General features: G+C 34.3%; 17 protein-coding genes. 12 read left to right on the top strand and 5 right to left on the bottom strand.

Annotated elements, in window-relative coordinates:
• Nucleotides 1-5: 5 nt before the first annotated feature.
• Entirely contained in the window at nucleotides 6-251 is a 246-nt protein-coding gene (locus F6K54_RS05175) for a DUF433 domain-containing protein (protein WP_293075397.1), read from the bottom strand.
• A gap of 169 nt (nucleotides 252-420) precedes the next feature.
• Here F6K54_RS05175 and F6K54_RS05180 point away from each other — a divergent pair, with 169 nt between their 5' ends.
• On the top strand, nucleotides 421-1,464 hold the full coding sequence (locus F6K54_RS05180) for a hypothetical protein (protein WP_293075296.1): 1,044 nt from the start codon (nucleotides 421-423) through the stop codon (nucleotides 1,462-1,464).
• 120 nt (nucleotides 1,465-1,584) lie between these two features.
• Here the strand turns inward: F6K54_RS05180 and F6K54_RS05185 are convergent, their stop codons facing one another.
• Entirely contained in the window at nucleotides 1,585-2,370 is a 786-nt protein-coding gene (locus F6K54_RS05185; protein ID WP_366558058.1) for an ABC transporter ATP-binding protein, read from the bottom strand.
• Nucleotides 2,371-4,561: 2,191 nt separating this feature from the next.
• Here F6K54_RS05185 and glyS point away from each other — a divergent pair.
• From glyS to F6K54_RS05205, 4 genes are all read left to right on the top strand, one after another.
• Nucleotides 4,562-6,721 carry a glycine--tRNA ligase subunit beta gene (gene glyS, locus F6K54_RS05190; RefSeq protein ID WP_293075298.1) on the top strand — a complete coding sequence of 720 codons (2,160 nt, stop codon included), beginning with the start codon at nucleotides 4,562-4,564 and terminating at the stop codon, nucleotides 6,719-6,721.
• 811 nt (nucleotides 6,722-7,532) lie between these two features.
• Nucleotides 7,533-8,882 (top strand): UDP-N-acetylmuramoyl-L-alanine--D-glutamate ligase, encoded by a 1,350-nt coding sequence (gene murD, locus F6K54_RS05195; RefSeq protein WP_293075300.1) that lies wholly within the window; start codon nucleotides 7,533-7,535, stop codon nucleotides 8,880-8,882.
• Between the two features lie 508 nt (nucleotides 8,883-9,390).
• Nucleotides 9,391-9,942: a Uma2 family endonuclease gene (locus tag F6K54_RS05200; RefSeq protein WP_293075302.1), complete on the top strand. Its 552-nt coding sequence runs from the start codon at nucleotides 9,391-9,393 to the stop codon at nucleotides 9,940-9,942.
• A gap of 169 nt (nucleotides 9,943-10,111) precedes the next feature.
• Nucleotides 10,112-11,263: a DNA cytosine methyltransferase gene (locus F6K54_RS05205; protein WP_293075304.1), complete on the top strand. Its 1,152-nt coding sequence runs from the start codon at nucleotides 10,112-10,114 to the stop codon at nucleotides 11,261-11,263.
• A gap of 3 nt (nucleotides 11,264-11,266) precedes the next feature.
• Here F6K54_RS05205 and F6K54_RS05210 read toward each other — a convergent pair whose 3' ends face one another.
• Together F6K54_RS05210 and F6K54_RS05215 are read right to left on the bottom strand one after the other, a co-directional pair.
• Entirely contained in the window at nucleotides 11,267-11,653 is a 387-nt protein-coding gene (locus tag F6K54_RS05210) for a hypothetical protein (protein ID WP_293075306.1), read from the bottom strand.
• 527 nt (nucleotides 11,654-12,180) lie between these two features.
• Nucleotides 12,181-12,387, bottom strand: a complete 207-nt coding sequence (locus F6K54_RS05215; RefSeq protein ID WP_366558059.1) for a helix-turn-helix transcriptional regulator — start codon at nucleotides 12,385-12,387, stop codon at nucleotides 12,181-12,183.
• Nucleotides 12,388-12,537: 150 nt separating this feature from the next.
• Here F6K54_RS05215 and F6K54_RS05220 point away from each other — a divergent pair, with 150 nt between their 5' ends.
• The 7 genes from F6K54_RS05220 (at nucleotide 12,538) to F6K54_RS05250 (ending at nucleotide 19,083) form a co-directional block, all read left to right on the top strand.
• Entirely contained in the window at nucleotides 12,538-12,699 is a 162-nt protein-coding gene (locus F6K54_RS05220) for a DUF2281 domain-containing protein (RefSeq protein ID WP_293075308.1), read from the top strand.
• A gap of 187 nt (nucleotides 12,700-12,886) precedes the next feature.
• Complete coding sequence (locus tag F6K54_RS05225) at nucleotides 12,887-13,138, top strand: DUF2281 domain-containing protein (protein ID WP_293075310.1); 252 nt, start codon at nucleotides 12,887-12,889, stop codon at nucleotides 13,136-13,138.
• Nucleotides 13,135-13,557: a type II toxin-antitoxin system VapC family toxin gene (locus tag F6K54_RS05230; RefSeq protein ID WP_293075311.1), complete on the top strand. Its 423-nt coding sequence runs from the start codon at nucleotides 13,135-13,137 to the stop codon at nucleotides 13,555-13,557. The genes F6K54_RS05225 and F6K54_RS05230 overlap by 4 nt, the downstream gene beginning before the upstream one ends.
• Before the next feature lie 41 nt (nucleotides 13,558-13,598).
• Nucleotides 13,599-14,921: a sulfite exporter TauE/SafE family protein gene (locus tag F6K54_RS05235; RefSeq protein ID WP_293075313.1), complete on the top strand. Its 1,323-nt coding sequence runs from the start codon at nucleotides 13,599-13,601 to the stop codon at nucleotides 14,919-14,921.
• 340 nt (nucleotides 14,922-15,261) lie between these two features.
• Nucleotides 15,262-15,894 (top strand): hypothetical protein, encoded by a 633-nt coding sequence (locus F6K54_RS05240; protein ID WP_293075315.1) that lies wholly within the window; start codon nucleotides 15,262-15,264, stop codon nucleotides 15,892-15,894.
• A 227-nt stretch (nucleotides 15,895-16,121) separates the two neighbouring features.
• Nucleotides 16,122-18,236, top strand: a complete 2,115-nt coding sequence (locus F6K54_RS05245; RefSeq protein WP_293075317.1) for a dynamin family protein — start codon at nucleotides 16,122-16,124, stop codon at nucleotides 18,234-18,236.
• A gap of 403 nt (nucleotides 18,237-18,639) precedes the next feature.
• Complete coding sequence (locus F6K54_RS05250; protein ID WP_293075319.1) at nucleotides 18,640-19,083, top strand: NUDIX hydrolase; 444 nt, start codon at nucleotides 18,640-18,642, stop codon at nucleotides 19,081-19,083.
• 813 nt (nucleotides 19,084-19,896) lie between these two features.
• Here F6K54_RS05250 and F6K54_RS05255 read toward each other — a convergent pair.
• Nucleotides 19,897-20,550 (bottom strand): ceramidase domain-containing protein, encoded by a 654-nt coding sequence (locus F6K54_RS05255; protein WP_293075320.1) that lies wholly within the window; start codon nucleotides 20,548-20,550, stop codon nucleotides 19,897-19,899.
• Nucleotides 20,551-20,631: the final 81 nt, after the last annotated feature.

The following is a 20,631-nucleotide window of genomic DNA, read 5'->3' on the forward strand; positions in this document are numbered from 1 at the left end:
TATCTTTATTGATATGGTTTAAGTCTATCTAACTTGTAATTATATCGTAGTTGATTATGGTCAGCGGCAAATTCTAAACAAGCTTTAATATCTTCTTCTGTCAGCTCTGGAAAGTCATCAATAATTTCAGTAATGGACATCCCGGATGCTAGCCAACCCAGAACATCGTAAATTGTAATTCGCATTCCACGAATACAAGGCTTTCCCCCACGCTTATCTGGTTCAATGGTAATTATGTCGCGATCGCTCATAATCAAATTTATCTGTCCCAAAGCCTGATGAACAAGTAGCTTTTCAAAATCATCATAGAGATTTTATCGAATATTATAGATTACAGTGGCTAAATCATTTACTGACTACTCCCTACTCCCTAAACCGAAATAAATAAGAACTTTAGTTTATCAAGTTGGAAACTGATGTATGTCTAATCTTGTGAAACTCTTAAATTTTACAGCTCACCCACAGTTAGAAAAGTCATTAGGATATAAATCTAACCATTCCTGGGTAGCTTTTCACTGGGAACCAGAAATTAACCAAGTTATGTACAATGACGGTAAAAATATCGGTGCTGGTATTACTGTTGCTTGGCAGATTTTTATTCAGCATCCTCTGGTAAATTCTCAAGTCAAAGATTATCAGTTAAATGAAACTGATAAATATTGGTTAATTGTAGATAGACAAAATAGAAATTTATATGTAGGAACAGCAAAAATTGTTTCTACTATGTTAGAACAACCAGAAAGTTTAAATTTATTAGCTTGTCTGGATGAAAAAGCAGATGTAGTTTCTGACTTTAGTCAAAATTTTAATTATTCTCCAAAGAAACGACTAAGGATAAACTTATTTGACCAAAATATTAAATCTTTAATTGTTATAACTGCCAGTGTTTTAATAGCTAGTATTACTTTTGGTAGCTGGTTATTAATGAGGTCAAGATTTAAACAGCAAGCTAATCAAAATGAAGTTCCTATAGCAGTTGTTAATAGCGTTGCCTGTGGTGTTGGAGGTAGTAATGATTTTTCATCTTTTTTTAAGACCTCTAATGGAGAGAAGGAGTTACACTTGGTAGGTGTTTATGAAGCACGCTCAGATCATCATGGTGGATATCATCCTACAGGCACCATTAATGTCAAAATAGAACGTAAAAATCAACCTGTAATTTTAGCTATCTCTTCCTACGAACCTGTACATTGGAATATTACTTTGGATAAAGAAGTTAAATTAGAGAAAGTAATTATTAATGGATACCATGACCAAGAAATTTCCGGTATTTCTGGGATACCCATAGAAGAGTTTAGTTATCAAGGGACAGGTAGCTATCTTGGTAAATTTGCCTATCAGTGGGATAAATTTCACCATCATCCTAGTACTGCCTCATTAGTAACTAAACTTGAGCAAATTACTAATACTAATTTAACTTCTTTTCAAGGGTGTTATCGAGGAACAAATTTTACAATTAAATAAACGAAATACAGAAGTAGACAATAAAAACAAAGAAAGGTAAACAAAAAAAATTAAATTCCCAGACTTACATTAATATCTGGGAAGTTACAAAAATTATAGGTGCAAACATAATTACTAAAATTACAAAATATTATCTGATAGTTGTTTGTTTTCCTGTACAACCCCATCTTCAAGATAAACTACTCTATCAGCAGAACTTACTATTCTAGGATCGTGAGTTACCATTAACACTGTACAATCACCTTCTTTGGCCAGACGACGCAATAATTCAATAACTGTATGACCACTGTGAGAATCTAACGCTGCTGTTGGTTCATCGGCCATGATTACTCTAGGACTTCCACATAGTGCGCGGGCGATCGCCACTCTTTGTTTTTGGCCACCAGATAAATCTCTTGGATGTAGTTTGGCCTGGGGCGCTAGTCCTACTTGCTCTAAAAGTATCTGAGCTTCATGTTTTGCTGCCTTACCTTTGATACCCTTCATATTAAGAGCCACTTCTATATTTTCTCTCGCCGTCAATGCCGGGAACAAGTTAAACCCCTGAAAGATAAAGCCGATATTCTTAAGTCTAAACTTGGCTAGCTGGCTTCTGGACATTTTAGTAATTTCTTGTCCCAGGAGACAGACTCTACCAGATGTGGGTGTTAATAATCCTGCTAAAATCGACAGCAAAGTAGTTTTACCAGAACCAGATGGTCCCATCAATAACTGGACATCACCTTTGTTTACTGTCAAGTCAATATTTTTTAGTACCTGGTATGACTGTTTTCCAGATTGGTATGTCATTGTCAACCCACAAGCCATAATTGCTGATGTGTTCAATTTAGCAATATCTCTATAAGTGCAGACATCAGGGCTTTTAGTTTTGGTTGCGGCAGCCATGTACATATTGAAAGTGGTCATAGTGTAACTTTATAGTAAGCTAGAGTGTTTCGGGGGTAGAGGAATATACCTCTGGTAATTTTTGTTTATGCAAGCATTATTGTACGAATGCCTTTAGGTTACCCTATTTTTGGCTTTGGACATAATTATAATTGAATTTCTAATTGGAAAATTTTAGTTACATCTGAGTGAGTAATTCAAATATCATGGCCTTTGACCTGAAGAGAAACTTTATGTAGTTTCATCAAATTTTATTTTAACCTAATCAGCCCTAAAATAAGAGATCAAATTGAATAAGTAGATACTATTTGCTGAGAATTGAATGAGAATAAACTCTTTAAATAGTTATCAGCTAAATATTTTAGTCTTTGAGTATATTCTTCATTTCTGCCTGATTCAATTTCGGATTGCTCAATGTTTGACTTCAAAAATATGAATCTTGATGGCTCAAGTTAAGGTGATTGGCATAATTTTATCCTACACCTTTAACAAAAATTATAGTCCTAATTTGACGCTTTTGCTTCACAAAGTTTTTTTGACATCCAGGATTTAATTATTAATACAGGTACGAGTATGACTCTGTGTTGAAACTATTAATATAAGTATATTCAACAATTAATAAATAAGTAATGGACCGACCGGAAAGATAAATATTTAGAAATAAAAAAGATTGAATTCTGATTTTGCCAGAGGTATGTGCTGGATGAATAAGTTATTGATGATTAGTTTAACTCAATTCAATATAACATATTTGCGAACTTATAGTAGAAGATTAATTATGGTATAAAAAATAGCAGATGTTAATTAAAATTTATGCTTTTTTATAAAGATAAAAAGGGTGCATCTCATATTTGCAAAAATACTTTTTTCCTATATATTCCCTGTTTCCTGTTCCCTGTTCCCTGTTCCCTGTTCCCTAAAAGCGATAAATTTTTGGCTTTATTCACGCATTGAGATGCACCCGATAAAAAATATTTATTCAAGATAGTTATAGAATATTTAAAAGTATAAATAATAGTCATATTCACTTAAAAAATGTCACAAATAATTGGTGGAATGGGCATCTTGGTGGAATGGGCATCTTGCTTGTTTATATTTTCCCGTTCCTGATATTTTCGGGACAGGCAGGATGCCTGCCCCCAATTGCCACTTATATTCATCCTGCTCCTCAGCAATACCTAGCTTTGAAGTACCTCAAGTATTACTTTTGAGTTCTGATTTTTGAGTTCTGACTTTAGTGAAACGGTCTTATAGCATTTCTCAAAAGTTTTGCTACATTTCTTTGGGAGTAGGGAGTAGGGAGTAGGGAGTAGAGATTCAATAATTGATAATTGATAATGGATAATTGATAATTACCTCTCCCTAAAAGGAAGAGGATTGAATCAAAGGAAAATATTTTCTTGTTTCTCCTTTAAAGGAGAGGCTTTAAACCTTAATTATTCGGTAAGGTTTAAAGGCATAAGATATTTTGGATTAATGCCGATAATCCTCTACATTCATTACTGAATTATTATTATTACTTAATAACTGAAGTCGCATTGGAAGTATAGCATTATTTTTAGGAGTTGGTCTTAGGTCTGATAGTCTTCAGAAGCGTAATGGTATACAGCAAAAAGGAATACTAGGCACGGAAGCAAGATGTTCCCACTGCCGTACTTCCTAACAAATATTGCCGGATAATGCACCACCACTTATGCAATGTCCCTACTACTACCAGCTCTCAACAAGACGTAGCAAAAATATATGATATTTGGTTTTATACCAAGCATGAAAAAAGAATGCTTCACTTAAATGACACTTCAATTATTAAGTAATTTAATACAGACTGAATAAATTTTTTGATAACTTAGTACGCCAGTTATTGTTAATTATTCTTATGTTTACTTCTCCCTGTAGGGACGTTGCATGCAACTTCCCTACTCTCCTACTCAAGAAGATGTAGCAAAAATGCGTGAGATTTGATATTAGAGGGGGAAAGCTTTAAACTCAATTTTTCGGTAAACTGTTGTAATTAACAAATACCATTTCACTTAAAAAATGTCACATCACAAATAGTTGGTAAATGATGAAGTCAAATAATAAACTGAAATTACTATATAAGAGTAGAAGTTTTAAGTACTTAAAATATCACTTTTAAATTTTGACTTTTGAATTTTGACTTTTGATTTTAGTGAAACGGTATAATAATATCCAAATCTGTCAATATTTTGCTATGCCTACATTTTTATTAGAAATTGGTACAGAAGAATTACCCGCAACTTTTGTCTCTGAAGCAATATCACAGTGGGAAAAACTTATCCCTACTGCCTTGAGTGAGGCATACTTAACAAATGATGGGATTAAAATATATGCCACACCCAGACGTTTAGCTGTTGTCATCAACAGTTTACCTACTCAACAACCAGACCGAGAAGAAGAAATTAAAGGTCCTCCGGCAAAGGCAGCTTTTAAAGACGGTAAACCGACAAAAGCAGCAGAAGGCTTTGCTAGAAAACAAGAAATAGAATTAAAAGACCTAGAAATACGCCCGACTGAAAAAGGTGATTTTGTTTTCGTCAATAAAAAAATTCAGGGTAAACAAACAGCAGAAATTCTTATCAAATTAGTACCTGAATGGATTAATAAACTTGAAGGTAAAAGATTTATGCGTTGGGCAGATGGAGATATTAAATTTCCTCGTCCTATTCGATGGTTAGTCACATTATTAGATGGGGAAATATTGCCGATAAATTTAGAAAATGGCTCTGAGATAATTACTTCGGATCGTGTATCCTACGGACATCGAGTTTTACATCCTGAATCTATTGAAATTGACCAGGCAAAAGATTATGCAGAAGTATTGAAAAAGGCTTATATAGAAGTAGATTTTCAACAAAGAAAGAGTCAAATTGAACAGCAAATACAAACTGTAGCAAAAAAAGTTCAAGGAACAGCAGAAGTTCCGACAGAATTATTAGCAGAAGTTACAAATTTAGTCGAATGGCCGACAGCAGTAGTTGGTAAAATTGATGAAGATTTTTTGATTTTGCCCTCGGAAGTAACAACAACTGTTATGGTGACACATCAACGTTACTTTCCTGTTTTGAAATCAACAAATACTGATAAAGCTAAAGTTGAATTACTGCCATATTTTATTACTATTTCTAATGGCGACCCGGAAAAGTCAGAGATTATTGCTAAAGGAAACGAACGAGTAATTAGAGCTAGATTAGCTGATGGGCAATTTTTCTATAAGGCAGATTTAGCTAAACCATTAGAAAGTTATTTACCTGAATTGGAAGCTGTAACATTCCAAGCCAAACTAGGTTCGGTGCGGAAAAAAGTAGAACGGATTGTTAATATAGCTAAGTTAATAGCTGAACAGTTAAAAATCAGTCAAGAAGAAAGCAAAAATATAGAAAGGGCAGCCCTACTTTGCAAAGCTGATTTAGTAACTCAAATGGTTTATGAATTTCCTGAACTCCAGGGAATAATGGGAGAAAAATATGCCCGTGCTTGTGGGGAAAATGAAGCCGTAGCAATGGCAATTTTTGAACATTATTTGCCTAGAGGTGCTGGAGATATTTTACCGGAAAGTATTAGCGGTCAAGTTGTGAGTTTGGCAGATAAACTTGATACTTTGGTAAGTATTTTTGGATTGGGAATGTTACCTACAGGTTCCTCCGATCCCTTCGCTTTACGTCGGGCAGCAAATGCAGTGGTTAATATTACTTGGTCAGCCGAATTACCAATAAATTTACATCAGTTATTAGCACAGATTGCTGTAGATTTTACGAAATTTTATACCGAAGCAGATTCAGAGCTATTGCCACAATTATATGATTTCTTCTTGCAGCGAATTAGAACAATTTTACAAGAAGAAAAAAATCTTGATTATGATTTGGTAAATGCAGTGTTAGGAAATAATGATTCTGAATATACTGAACGGGCATTAAAAGATTTATTAGATGTACGAAATCGGGCAATTTTCTTACAAAATATTCGGCAAAATGGTCTGCTTGACCAAATCTATGAAACTGTTAATCGTTCAACTCGTTTGGCTGCTCAAGGTGAGTTGGATAAAATACAACTTGCACCTGAAAAAGTTGTGGATTTAAACTTGTTTAAAAGTGAATCAGAATTAGCATTTTATAATGCTTTAGTTGACTTAGTTCCCCAAACAAAAGTATCTCAAGAAACTAGAAATTATCAACAGTTAGTAGATGCTTTGGCAAAAATTGCCCCAACTGTAAGTAACTTCTTTGATGGGCCGCAAAGTGTTTTAGTAATGGATTCTGACGCTAAAATTAAACAGAATCGATTAAATTTATTAGGGTTACTCCGTAATAATGCACGGGTATTGGCAGACTTTGGAGAAATAGTTAAAAGCTAGGGCGGAAGTCAAAATTCAAAATTCAAAAGTCAAAAGTATTGATTGGTAAAGCTTTTAGGATTTTGTAACTGGTTAGTTATTTCTGCCATCCTGTACTGCGGAAGTCAAAAATCAAAATTCAAAAGTCAAAAGTATTGATTGGTAAAGCTTTTAGGATTTTGTAACTGGTTAGTTATTTCTGCCATCCTGTACTGCGGAAGTCAAAAATCAAAATTCAAAAGTCAAAAGTATTGATTGGTAAAGCTTTTAGGATTTTGTAACTGGTTAGTTATTTCTGCCATCCTGCACTAGACCTATAGTTCATAATTGTAGGGTGTACCATTACGGCTAAAATATATGCTATCAAAGGTATTTAACAATCCGTCGCACGACACTATGTTAGATATGTAGGTCTAGTAATATTACTTAAGGAAATACTAATTCGGTGCGTTACATTTCATTAACGCACCCTACTGGAGTGACACACCTTAAATGGTGCATTAGATGGGAGATGGGGAGATGGGGAGATGGGGAGAAAAAGACATCTATAAACAAAAATAAGAGTGCACAGTTTTAGCTGTGTCAGTCTACTACTGCTGATTAAGCGATAATTTGGGACAATTATTTTGAGTTTTTTTATCAGGAAATACCTCTATAGTTGCCCCTATAAATAGTGCTTTTGTTGAAGTTCTGAAAGTTAAAATTGTCAGTTTTTAATGATGAGAAAAGCCATCCCGACAAAAGCTTTTTAGCACACTCTGCTGTAAAATCCAAATGACTATCATTTGGTAATTTGTAAATTTACCAAAATATCTACCAAAAAATATTTATTATGCCAAAAACTCATATTATTGGTCTCGGAAAATCAGGTGTTGCTGCTGCGCGGCTGCTAAAGAAAAATGGTTGGGAAGTGGAACTGAGCGATCGCAACACATCAGACTCTCTTGAACAACAGCAACAAAAATTAACTCAAGAAGGTATTACTGTTAAGTTAGGTTATTCATTTGAACCGGAAACATCTTTAGATTTAGTAGTCGTTAGTCCTGGCGTACCTTGGGATATACCCCCACTCCAACGTGCCAGAGAAAGTGGAATTGAAACTATTGGAGAAATGGAATTAGCATGGCGATATCTCAAATCTTCCCCCTGGGTAGGCATCACTGGTACTAATGGCAAAACTACTACCACTGCTTTAGTTGCTGCAATTTTTCAGACCGCAGGTTTAAACGCCCCTGCCTGTGGTAACATTGGCTATGCTGCTTGTGAATTAGCTTTATTAGAAACTCCACCAGATTGGGTAATTGCAGAAATTAGCAGCTATCAAATAGAATCATCTAGCACCCTTGCACCTCAAATTGGTGTTTGGACTACTTTGACTCCCGATCATCTTAGTCGCCACTATACAATAGAAAATTATTTTAATATCAAAGCATCTTTATTAAATCGCTCTCAAATACAAGTTTTCAATAGTGATGATTCGTATATACGTCAAAATGCAATTAACCTTGGACGTAATGCCCACTGGACAAGTATCAAAGGTAAAGCTAACTTAGTGGGAGATACTGCCAAAGGAATTTACATTGAGGATGGGTGGGTAGTAGCATTTGGGGAAAAAATAGTTTCTGTGGAGTCGCTGCGAATGTTAGGAAATCATAATCAACAGAATTTATTGATGGCAGTGGCAGTAGCGAAATTAGCAGGAATAGAAAAAGAGACGATCGCTGAAGCAGTGAAAAAATTTCCTGGTGTACCTCATCGCTTAGAATATATTTGTACTTGGAATGGAGTAGATTTTCTCAATGATAGTAAAGCAACAAATTATGATGCAGCAGCAGTTGGTTTAAGTGCTGTACCAGGACCTGTATTATTAATTGCTGGTGGTGAAGCTAAACAAGGTCATGATAGCGACTGGTTACGACAAATTAAGGAAAAAGTTGCTGCTGTTTTATTAATAGGTAATGCCGCTGAGACTTTTGCCAAGAGACTACAAAAAATTAACTTTCATAATTATGAAATAGTAGGAGAAATGGAGCGAGCAGTAATTAGAGGTGCAGCATTAGCAAAAAAATATGATGCAAAAGTTGTATTATTGTCTCCTGCTTGTGCAAGTTTCGACCAATATCAAAATTTTGAACAACGAGGCGATCGTTTTCGGGAGTTGTGTTTGCAACTTATTAGTTAAGGAGGAAGAAATAGGTCATTTCAGTTATCAGTTATCAGTTATCAGTTATCAGTACCTCTAGCTGTTTGCGCAGTATGACCTAGGTAAGCAAGAGGCTTGAAATCAGGAATATGTTCTTTTTTTTATCCCCTTAAAAGGGTCGGCTTTAGACCACAATTTTTCGGAAATTTTTTTTTGTGTTATATCATGTCCGGATAATTAGTGATGAAAAAACTTATCATGAGTACTTCAACAGTAAATCTTTCTATTTTCCCTACTCCCCTACTCCCCTACTCCCCTGCTCCCACACTCCCCTACTATCTTAATTATAAGTATTCAAACGGACATGATATTAGGTTTAGGGTTTAAAAATCAAGAACTAATAATTTTCTATCATTTAAAATAAAAGGATTAAATCAAATAATTTGTGGAATTTATTTATTCTTAAATTCAGACATTATTAAACTTAATGATTCAATGAGGAGGGAGATTTTAACAGAGAATTAAACACAAAAAAGGAGAGATAACTATGTCAGGTTTAACAGTTAAAGATTTAGAAAAATTGCAAGTAGAATATCCAGACTATCGGATGGAATTAATAAATGGAGAAATTATTGTCATGAGTCCTTCTGGTTTAGAATCAGATGAAGTAGCAGCAGCAATAGTGGCTTATTTATGGCATTGGGTAAGACCTCGGAAATTAGGTAGAGTTATTGCTTCTAGTGGAGGTTTTCGCTTACCTAATTCAGATAGAGATATCCGCACACTAGATGCTTCTTTTATTCGTGCAGAAAAATTACCCCGCCCTACAGAAGATTATATAGAATTAGTTCCCGACCTTATTTTTGAAGTTAAATCTCAGAGCGATAAATCACAAAAATTGCGCCAAAAAATACAAGATTTTCTAGAGTTAGGAACTATTGTCGGTGTATTAGTAGACCCCCGCAGTCGGACAATGGAAATTTATCGGTTTATGAGAGAGAAAATTGTCCTCAGAGATGGAGATGTTTTAGAAGTAGCAGAAATATTACCTGGATGGAAATTACCTGTAGCAGAAGTGTGGGCACCAGAATTTGAATAGAAATTGCATTGGAAAATTAGACAAAAAATATAATTAATAATTAATAATTAATAATTAATAATTAATAATTACCTCTTCTTTTCAATAAGAGGATTGACTAAAAGGATTTTTTTTTCTTGTTTCTTCTTTAAAGGAGAGGCTTTAAAGCTTAATTATTCGGTAAAATTTAATGGAAGGAAAACAACTATCTTTATTCCCTAATTTAGAGAATAAAAATGATAAAAATCATCATAAAAAAGCAAAACTAGGACGTTATGAAAAAATTCAATACGAATTAAATAATAATGACAGTGACCCATATAAAAAATTCATTAAAATTGAAGAGAAACCCATATTTAAATCTGATTATAAATTTATCGATTTGTTTTGCGGTGCTGGAGGAATGACACAAGGTTTATTTCAAGCCGGATTTAAACCAATAGCAAGTGTTGAAGAAAATTTAATAGCATCAGCAACCCATAGAAAAAATTTTCCTACATCTCATCATTTTTGTGGGGATATCAAAGAATTTAATTCTACAGAATGGCTCAATCAAATTGGTTCACCAGAAATACATTTAGTAGTAGGAGGTCCTCCATGTCAGGGTTTTTCAGTTGCCGGAAAACGTAATCCTGATGACCCTAGAAATAATTTATTTCGAGAATTTGTGAGAGTAGTTAATGAAATTAGTCCTTGGTATATTGTTATGGAAAATGTGCCTGGAATTATTACCATGAAAAAAGGTGCTGTTAAAGCAGAAATTTGCCAAGCATTTATCGATATTGGTTATTCTAATGTATCTGTAGCAATTCTAGAATCTGCTGCTTATGGAATTCCACAAATTCGCCCTAGAACTATTTTTATTGCCAATAAATTTGGCATGATAAATCCTTATCCAAAACCTCAACTATTACCCCATCAATATAAACCAATTGAATCAGCAATTTCTGACCTTCCAGAATTAACTCCGATTCCAGAAATTAATCATCAATGGACTCGGCATTCACAAGAATACATGAAAAGACTTGCTAAAGTGCCTCCTGGTTGTTCTTTATATAAAACTTATGCTGATGCTTTTAAACGACAACATTTGGGTAAACCAAGTATGACTATCAAAGAAAATCATGGTGGTACTCATATTCATCCTTACCTTAACCGGGTAATTTCAGCAAGAGAAATGGCAAGATTACAAAGTTTTCCTGACTCTTTTATTTTTGAGGGTTCTATGAAAAAAGCGATGTGGCAAATTGGTAATGCTGTACCTCCTCGTTTAGCAGAATGTATAGGTTATGCGTTGATTCCTTTTTTAAATAAAATTTCCCTAGAAAATCACAGTAAATAATACTTAATTATCCTGTTTAAACTCAGTTAGTTTTTGATTAAGAGTATTTCGCCAAATCTCAAAATTATACCAACCACATCCCACACATCCAGTCTCAGCATCTTTTCCAACTTGAGGTATATTACGAGGCCAATTTTCATTACCTTCATACCAGAATTTAATGCCTAATGGTGTACCCCTTTTACCAGTTTTAATACAAAATTCACAGCTTCTTGATTTTAAAAGATTATGATTACCTCCACTATCTTTTTTAAGCAATTGAAATTTTTGTTTAATCTCAGTTTCACTCATATTTAAGTTATGAGTTTCTTCAACATTTCCCCATCTTTCCATTGGAAAACGATGGTCAATAAAAATTTCATGTCGCGGTCGTTGTCTTTGTTCAATCACGTCTACATACGAATAAACAGATAATATTTTTTCGACTAATTCAGAGGGAATATTAGCAGGAGCATTTGCTGCTTTAATTTGTAAGCATTCAGCTATTAGTTGTCAGCTCTCAGCAAAAAAAAAGGGGGGTTAATGAATATAAACTGTTTCAGACAGCTTTTATAGTAAGTATAAGTTATGACTCAATCAGCTATTGCTTTTATCTAAAATTAAAAGCAATAGCTGATTGCTGATTGCTGACGGCTGAATGCTTACTTTAATTTTTCCTGTCCAACAATCCCATATTGTTTGTTTTTGACAAGTATTGCAGAACTTTCTTTCCGTTTTAATTTCTAAACCAGGGCGACTTTTTGTGCCTCTTTGTAATCCTTGAATACCACCTCCACCTGCATATTGTTCTGATGCTAAGTTTTTACCTTCACAACTACGACAATGCCATTCTCTATCTCATAAAAGATTAAATACTTTTAATTGAGTTGAGTTTTTTCTAAATGTAGATTTTAACTTTTCTACTAAGTCTTGATTGCTCACTCTATATTATTAGCTTCTGCCTCTAAATTATCAAGAAGTTCTGATACACTAATACCCATTCCGCCAGCTAAACTAACAAGAGCAGTTAGAGAAGGATTTCTCACACCACGTTCTAGTCCAGATATATAGGTACGATCTAACTTAGATCTAAATCCAAGCTCTTCTTGAGAAATTCCTAATTTCATCCGACGTTGTTTAATCAAACGACTAAGGGCAGTCAGAATCTAACTTTTTGATTTATCCATACCCTAGATTTTGATGATTTGTGGATTATCAGTCTACGGACTATGTGTCACATAAAAAATCTGTTAAGATGTCAATAAATTTGTTGAACTTAACAGGGAAATAAACTAATGACTCAAGCAATTAGTCAAGAAAAAACTATTTTAGAAAGTCTAAAAAAATTAACTCCTCAACAACAACAGGAGGTTTTAGATTTTATTGAATTTTTGCATAGTAAAAGCCAAAAGATAGAAACTCCTCCCCCTGAAAAAAAAACCAATATCTGCTTATGAAGCTGCTAAACAATGGGTTGGTTGTGTTGATAGTGGCATAGGGGATTTATCCTATAATAAATAAAAAGTACCTTGAGAGACCTTTAGCTAAATTAAATTTAAAGTAATTTAATAACATTGGTAATTTTAATCTCGAAAATCTGCTAAAATTAAAAAAATCTATTAAATGTAGTAGGGAAATAAACAAATGACTCAAGCAGTTAGTTACGAACAAATAATTTTAGAAAACGTAAAAATATTAACTCCTCAACAACAACAGGAAGTTTTAGATTTTATTGAATTTTTGCATAGTAAAAACCAGAAGATAGAAACTCCTAACCCTGAAAAAAAACCAATATCTGCTTATGAAGCTGCTAAACAATGGGTTGGTTGCGTTGATAGTGGTATTGGGGATTTATCTTATAATAAAAAGTACCTTGAGAGACCTTCAGCTAAATGAAATTTAAAGTAATTTTAGACACAAGTCCATTAGTTGCCTTGATAGATAAAGGCGATCGCTTTCATAATTGGACAACAGAAATGTGGAAAACCATTAGTTTGCCATTGTATACCTGTGAAGCTGTGATTTCTGAAACCTGTTTTTTGCTACAAAATATCTATGGCGGAGAGGAAGCGGTAATTTCTTTAGTAAAAGCGGGCGTTATCCAAATTTCATTTGTCCTAACCGAAGAAATAGAGGCAGTAGGAAACTTGATGAAAAAATACCAATCTGTTCCTATGTCTTTTGCAGATGCTTGTTTAGTACGAATGAGTGAATTAATTCCTGGCAGTAGTTTGTTAACTTTAGATAGTGATTTTCGTATTTACCGGAAAAATCAAACAGAAGTAATTGATGTAATTATTCCTGATGAGTTATAAGTATTTTATTGATTTATTTGGATACTATCCCTGAAAAAAACGTGCTACTAGAACTATTACTATTAACAACTTTAGGATTTCTTGGCAGTTTCGGTCACTGTGTCGGAATGTGTGGGCCATTGACTGCAACTTTCTCTCTTTCTGCGCGATCGCGGAGCGGAACGGATGTTCTATCGCGGAGCGGAACAGATATTTTATCCTCAACTTCTCCTGACAAATGGCATCAATTTCAATTTCATACCCTTCTTAACCTCGGTCGCCTCTGTAGCTATACCTTAACTGGTGCTGGTATTGGTGCATTGGGTTCCGTATTAGTAGCAAGCGGTCATTTAGCTGGTATTGACAGTGACTTGCGACGGTGGTTAGCAATACTCACAGGTTTAATGCTAATTTGGTTTGGTCTGGCAAAAGTTCAACCACAACTATTACCCAAACTACCAATATTCCATCCCTTGAAAAAAAATAACCTACATAACCGCCTCAGTGCAGTCATGGTTAACCTTTCCATGGAAAACAAATGGTGGACTCCCGCTTTTCTCGGTTTAGTCTGGGGTTTGATGCCATGCGGTTTTCTCTATGCTGCTCAAATTAAAGCGGCGGAAACTAGCAATATCTGGTTAGGTGGAGCGACTATGTTGGCGTTTGGGTTGGGAACATTACCCTCAATGTTAGGCGTAGGAATGTTGACATCTTTTTTGAGTGCAGACAAACGTAGTCAACTATTCCAGATGGCAGGATGGGTGAGTATTTTTACTGGCATCATGGTAGTCATGCGAAATGGTGAGATGGTTGACTACAGTGGTTCTGCTGCAATATTATGTTTAATGTTAGCCTTGGTAGCGCGACCTCTGAGTCGGTTTTGGAGTCAACCTCTACGTTATCGACGAGCAATAGGAATGGGGGCATTTGTTTTGTCAGTGGCGCATGCAGGAAAAATGTTAGACCACAGTTTAAATTGGAATATGCAGGCAGTATCGTTTATGTTGCCTCTGCATCAGGTAGGAATATGGGCAGGTATTTTTGCTTTGGGGTTAATGTTACCGCTAGCGCTGACGAGTTTTGATGGAGCGGTGAAATATTTAGGTAAATGGTGGCGAAGGTTGCATTTGTTGAGTGTTCCAGCATTTTTGTTATGTGGAGTTCATGTGATGGCGGTGGGTTCCCATTATTTGGGTGCGTTGGAATGGAGTTTCGGAAATCAGTTGCGGGCTATTTTTTTGGGTATGACAATATTAGTTGTTTTGATTATACGTTCACATCAGTTTTGGTCTTTATTTTCTATAGACAAATATTATGTACCACCACTGGAACAAGTTAAAATTCAAAAGCAAGTGCTGGAAGAAGGCAGAAGGCAGAAGGCTTGAGGAAGGCAGAAGGCAGAAGGCAGAAGGCAGAAGGCAGAAGGTATAATTGCATGGGGATAGTTTTCGACGCGCCACTCCGTGTCTACAAACCCCAAACAATTTTAAGTACCCCCATTGATGGTGAGGTATTAAACCCGCCACAGAAAAGATACAGCACTTTGCGACTCTATGAGGTACACCCATCGCGGGCAAGATGCCCGCACTACAATGTTTTCACCATTTACGCTGTACATCATTTGCCCGAAATATGCTGTAATTCTGAGATAATTTGAGAACTTAAAACAAGCTAAATATAGCTGAAAATACTATTTTATAATAAATTTAGGAGAAGGAAAAAAAAATGTTTTTTTTGTTAAAAATTAGTCTGAATGTTTCTTTACTGATATTGATTTCTTATTTTGGTGGAGAAACTACAAAACTTAAGAACGATTTTTCGTCCGAATTATTTTCTAGTAATCAAAAAAAAGATGATTTAGAGCCGATATTTTTATCTACAGACAGTCAAAAAATAAATTACTTTCAGTTTGCTTATGCCAAAAATCAAGATTCTATTTTAGAGTTTCAAAAACTGACCAAAGCAGTTCATTCATTCTTAAAATTTCAAGCTCATAATGTTGAAGTTTCTGAAGATGTGGCTTGTACTTTTCACATTACTCCTAATCATAATCCAAAGGTAGGTAAACTTTCTTTAGCCTGGTTTGCTCTCACTCGCAAGGGTGGAAAAAGTGTTCCTTTTAGTGAATGTGATTGTCAATTAAATGTTTATTCTCAACCTCGTAATGCTGAAAGTAAACCGATAATGAATCCAGAATTAAAAGGTATTGATACTGAAAAATATCAAGAGATACCAGGAGCAGAAATTACTTTTCCCAAAGCTGGTGTTTATGATTTAGAAATTATTGGAAGTGCCAAAGATGGAAAAAGTTTTAAGCCTTTTAAATTTAATTATTCCGTGACTGTTACTGGTGGGTGATATAGCGCTACGCGCAAGTCAGAAGTCAGAAGTCAGAAGTTAGAAATAATATCAAATCCGGTAGCATCGGTGTAATTAGATAGTTAATCTAGGAGTCAGGAGTCAGAACTCAGGAGTCAGGAGAAAAGAGAATTTAGAAAGATTTGCTCTTTAGGTGAAGATGAAAATTTTTTTATACCGAACCCGAGCGGATTTTAGAAAATTTCACCCACAAGGCAATGGAGGAAGTGGCATATTTACTCAATCCAGCACGTTTCTATCAGTTAGATAATATTTTTGTCAAAGCTGCTAGTGAAATGCTAAATTCACTCTTACCCAACTACAATCAAAATCAAAACAAAAAAAATCGGCCTCAACAAACTGTAGTTTATCAAAGATTAAAAGAGTTTCAAAAACATAAACAACAATTGCATAGTCTTTGCTCCGAAATTTATCAAATAGTTGCATTATCAACTGAGAGGGATTTACTGCCAAATACTTTAATATCTGAGGTAGCTAAAGTCTCCGAAAAAATACAATCCCAAAAATTCAGAGTTGCAGTGGTTGGAGAATTTAGTCAAGGTAAATCAACCTTACTAAATGCTTTGTTAGGAGAAGAAATTCAACCAGTCAGAGAAATTCCTTGTAGTAGCACAGTTACAGTTTTAAAATATGGCGAACAAAAGCGGGTCATTTGTCGTTATAAAAATGGTAATGAGATAGAAATTTCTTTAGCAGAATATCTGGAAAAATCTACTATTTCAGAATCAGCAGCTTTAGGAGATATGAGTCAAGAATTAGCACACTCGGAGATAGAATCAATATTTTTTGAACATCCAGATTTAGAGTTATGTAAAAGTGGAGTAGAAATTGTTGATTCTCCTGGTTTAAATGAACATCCAGACCGTAAAATTATTACTCAAAAATTAATCAAAGATACAGATGCTGTGATTTTTGTAACTAATGCTTCTCGTTCATTAACTCCAGGGGAACGAGAGTTACTTCAAAGTTTGAAGTTGCAGTTAAATGGAAATCAAATTAATTTACCTGCAGATAATTTATTTGTGTTGGTGAATTTTCTAGATTTGGTCAGGAGTGAAAAAGATCGTCAGCAAATTAGAAGGAGTTTAGAAAATTTTGTCTTTGGTGAAAAACCGATTATTGCGAGTGAAAGTCGTTTACATTTTATTTCTGCTCAAGCTGCTTTGGATGCAACTTTAGAGGATAAAGAAAATGAATATTTGACATATTTTTATAATTTCACAAAATCCATAGAAAATTTTCTTACTGTTGAGCGAGGTGTTGTGGCAATTCAGCAGTTTGTGACGAAGATTAATAGTTTAATTTCTGAGGCAATAAAAGGATTAGAGCAAGCAGAAAAAGTTTTAGATGGTAAGGTGTATTTGCCGGAAGAGGCAAAACAGAAAATATTGGAAAAAATAGAGGAAGCTAGTGAAGGGGATGTGAAAATTTTATCAACTACTGAAAAACTGAAAGATAAGAGTATTAAAAAAGCTGCTGAAGCATGGGATAAATGGACAGAAGAATTGAGCGATCGCTTATCTGAAAAAATTAATGAATGGGATTCAGAACATTCACCTCTTTGGGATAAGGAAAAAGTTATCAAAGATTATGCTGAAGGATTTACAAATTCTCTTTCTGTAGAATTAGAAAACTGGGGGAATACAGAAGTAAAAAAAATTGTGGTGAATAATTTACAGATTTTAAGTAAAGAAGTTTGCCAAAATTTAGAGGTTGTTAGAATTAATTTACAAGAGGTTGATGAGCAAATAAATTCTAATTTGAATGATCAATTTAATTTGGCAATTGAAAATATTAAAGCAGATGGATTAGATATAAATTCTGTAATTAAGTTAGAAGAGTATGATGATAATGGAGGTGCTTTATGGGAAGGATTACAATTAGGTGGTCTCACGGCAGGTGCATTATTTATGTTTACAGGATTGGGAGTTTTGCCTATTATTATAGCTGGGGGAGCTGTGGCTTTGATTAGCTCATTTTTTGGTATTGGTGGTGATAAGGAAAAGGCAGATATGAAAATTAAACAACAAGTTTATAATCTGGGTTTTCAAAAGTTTCAGGAATCTTCTGAAGAAATACTTGATAAGGTTTGTGACAATATTGCTGAAGTTTTCTATACTCAGTTTAAATCTGTAAGTACGGTAATTGAACAGGCAATCTTGCTTTATGAAAATCTCCTAGAGCAACAAGATAAAGTTCACAAAGAAACTCAGTCACAACTACAAGTTGAAAAAGCATTTATATCCACTAAACAACAGCAACTTAAACAAATACAAAACCGACTTGAAATAATCTTAACTCAAATTATTGAGAGTAAATAATACCATTTTTCCAAAACTTTTCTACATTTTGTTGAGTAGGGGAGTAGGGGAGTGGGGAGTGGGGGAGTAGGGGAGTGGGGGAGTGATGGAGTGGGGGAGAAGCAAACATAAGAATAATTAACATTAACTTCGCTAAAATTAGCGAAAAAGTAATTTTGCTTGTGCTGATTAGTTGACAACTAAAGTATTGCCCAAGTATAGCACTTATGCAGGGGAATTAGCATAAACTACTATTGACTGAAATGAAAAATCCTCATTGAAGAGGGAAGAATGAAGAAGGAAGAGGGAAGAAGGAAGAAGGAAAAAGGAAAAATATTGCCTTGTCTGAGTGTTAAGTTTTCAATCTGTGTTAACCTTTCCTTCGACTACTATAATTCAGTATATTTCAGAGGAATAAAATCAAATGAGTCGCAAGAAACCTTTTTCTCCAGAAGAGTTTAAACTGTTATATTCTCAAGTTCCTAGATTAGTTGTAGAAGTAGTTGTAAAAACTGATTTAGGTGTGGCATTAACTCTTAGAAAAGATGCTGCCTGGAATAATATGTGGCATATTCCTGGAGGTACTGTTTTTTATCAAGAATATATTGAAGATGCTGTTCAAAGAATTGCCGTAGAAGAGTTGAGTATTACAGTTACAAAACAACAGTTTTTAGGATATTTAGAATATCCGAGTGAAGAAAAACAACGTGGTTTTGGTTGGTCTGTAGGATTAGTATTTTTATGTACTCCTAATTCTCCGCTCCCTACCGAAAATCAAGAAGGAGAAAAAATTAAAATATTCGATTATCTTCCCAATAATATAGTTGAAGAACACAAGAAAATTTTGACTCAAGTTTTATCGACTTAAGAGGAAATAGAAAACCAGAAATTTATATTATTAAAAATTAGGAATTCATTACAATAGATAATTAACAATTGATAATTAATCCATTGGGTTTAAAGCCTCTCCTTTTAAGGATAAAAGAAGAAATCAGATTTCCTTATATTCAATCCTCTCGGTTTTAACCAGAGGTAATTATCTCTCCTTGAAAAGAAGAGGATTGACTAATAATGAAAATTTTCTTTATTATCCCCTTAAAAGGGGAGGCTTTAAACCATAATTTTTCGGTAAGAGGGAAAATTTACAACTACGTCATTGGAACTGAAACAGAGTGGAAGGAATCAATCTCAAGGGTTTCGACTATATCAACACTTCGTTATATAATTAGGGCTTGCTGATTAAATCTAAAAGTCTTTATAGATAAAGATTTTGTAAGCATTCAGGGATCAGCTTTCAGCTATCAGCTTTATAGAATTAAAAGTATGAGTAATAGAATTGCCTATTACTTAACCCTAGCAATAAGTGCAAGCCACATCTACATTTCCCTCCATAGAGTTGAAAATGTAGTAAAAGTTAAACGAGTACTTGCTTCATTCATTAAAAAGCTGAGAGCTGACTGCTAATAGCTGGATGCTTACAAGATTTTAGCATTTTTAAGTATCAAAAAGCTCGATGTTTTAAGTGGTAATAGTTCAATTAGAAGCGGATTTTAGTCAAGATTTGGGCAGAAAAATTAAGGGACAAAACTTAGCTCCTACCTCCTCGCTCCCAAGCCATTTCTCCTGTCTCCTGACTCCTGACTCCTCCCCTTAGCACTCATACTTTTTCAGCAAACCCTAATTAAGCTTTATTTCTTAATAAATTTGACTGATTAACTTTCAAATTAAATAGTAAACAACCTGTAACAAGGTAAAGCATTACTCCATTAAATATATGCCACAAAAAATGAGTTCCTATTGGAAAGACTGGACAAATTGCTTGGTCAAGTGTACGAAAAAATAAAGCTATTAAAAATGTAACTACTCCTGCTAAAAACATAAACTTCTTCTGTTTTTTTGTTTGAAAATTATAAATTCCCAATCCTAATAAATATACCAAAGCTGGTACATAACTGAGAGAACCATTAAATACCTTGAGTGGCAGAGTTAGCAAACTAGAAATCAGCAAAACCAACATTAAAATTACAGGTATTATAGGCTTTAATTTCATCACTCTACGGATATAAATCCACAAATAAAATAATTGAAACATCATTATCGGTATGACATCCATTAATAATGCCCAACCTGTAGCATAAGTATGAAATAAACTACTGCCAATACCAATACCTATCATTAAATAAATTAACAGTTTTACACTATAAAATTGCACATTTAAATTGTCTGCTAAACGCCAAGTTACCCATGCTGCAATAAAAAACGCTATGTTACTAATGGCATTTATTGGCTCATCCCATAAACTAGGTTGGAGGCGTTCACAATAAAGATCGATCATAATTCTTTCAACAGTTTTACTCCTGATTTAGATTGAGATAACAACTAAATTCAAGAATTTAGAATTAAGAATTTAGAATTT

The organism is Okeania sp. SIO3B5 (assembly GCF_010692555.1).
Lineage (GTDB): Bacteria > Cyanobacteriota > Cyanobacteriia > Cyanobacteriales > Microcoleaceae > Okeania.